The 1,485-nt window shown below is 52.9% G+C and carries 1 rRNA gene (running past one end of the window); it reads right to left on the bottom strand.

Features of this window, described 5'->3' with window-relative positions:
- Positions 1–86: 86 nt before the first annotated feature.
- A 23S ribosomal RNA gene (locus tag ACIPZ8_RS27970) occupies positions 87–1,485 on the bottom strand (it continues 1,571 nt past the right edge of the window).

Genomic DNA, 1,485 nt, shown 5'->3' with positions numbered 1-1,485 from the left:
CGGATATGTGAATTTGTGGTTGCGAACTTTCGGTTCGTATCATCTTCACCACCGCAATCTGCATGAGCAAATTGCTTGGGTGTTATATGGTCAAGCCTCACGGGCAATTAGTATTGGTTAGCTCAACGCCTCACAGCGCTTACACACCCAACCTATCAACGTCGTAGTCTTCGACGGCCCTTCAGGGAACTCAAGGTTCCAGTGAGATCTCATCTTGAGGCAAGTTTCCCGCTTAGATGCTTTCAGCGGTTATCTCTTCCGAACATAGCTACCCGGCAATGCCACTGGCGTGACAACCGGAACACCAGAGGTTCGTCCACTCCGGTCCTCTCGTACTAGGAGCAGCCCCTCTCAAATCTCAAACGTCCACGGCAGATAGGGACCGAACTGTCTCACGACGTTCTAAACCCAGCTCGCGTACCACTTTAAATGGCGAACAGCCATACCCTTGGGACCGGCTTCAGCCCCAGGATGTGATGAGCCGACATCGAGGTGCCAAACACCGCCGTCGATATGAACTCTTGGGCGGTATCAGCCTGTTATCCCCGGAGTACCTTTTATCCGTTGAGCGATGGCCCTTCCATACAGAACCACCGGATCACTAAGACCTACTTTCGTACCTGCTCGACGTGTTTGTCTCGCAGTCAAGCGCGCTTTTGCCTTTATACTCTACGACCGATTTCCGACCGGTCTGAGCGCACCTTCGTACTCCTCCGTTACTCTTTGGGAGGAGACCGCCCCAGTCAAACTACCCACCATACACTGTCCTCGATCCGGATAACGGACCTGAGTTAGAACCTCAAAGTTGCCAGGGTGGTATTTCAAGGATGGCTCCATGAGAACTGGCGTCCCCACTTCAAAGCCTCCCACCTATCCTACACAAGCAAATTCAAAGTCCAGTGCAAAGCTATAGTAAAGGTTCACGGGGTCTTTCCGTCTAGCCGCGGATACACTGCATCTTCACAGCGATTTCAATTTCACTGAGTCTCGGGTGGAGACAGCGCCGCCATCGTTACGCCATTCGTGCAGGTCGGAACTTACCCGACAAGGAATTTCGCTACCTTAGGACCGTTATAGTTACGGCCGCCGTTTACCGGGGCTTCGATCAAGAGCTTCGCTTGCGCTAACCCCATCAATTAACCTTCCGGCACCGGGCAGGCGTCACACCCTATACGTCCACTTTCGTGTTTGCAGAGTGCTGTGTTTTTAATAAACAGTCGCAGCGGCCTGGTATCTTCGACCGGCATGGGCTTACGGAGCAAGTCCTTCACCCTCGCCGGCGCACCTTCTCCCGAAGTTACGGTGCCATTTTGCCTAGTTCCTTCACCCGAGTTCTCTCAAGCGCCTTGGTATTCTCTACCTAACCACCTGTGTCGGTTTGGGGTACGGTTCCCAGTTATCTGAAGCTTAGGAGCTTTTCTTGGAAGCATGGCATCAACCACTTCGCGCTCTAATGAGCACTCGTCATCAGCTCTCGGCCTTGAA

It is taken from the genome of Pseudomonas sp. NPDC089422, from assembly GCF_044749405.1.
Classification (GTDB): domain Bacteria; phylum Pseudomonadota; class Gammaproteobacteria; order Pseudomonadales; family Pseudomonadaceae; genus Aquipseudomonas.
This window is presented reverse-complemented; position numbering and strand designations above follow the sequence as displayed.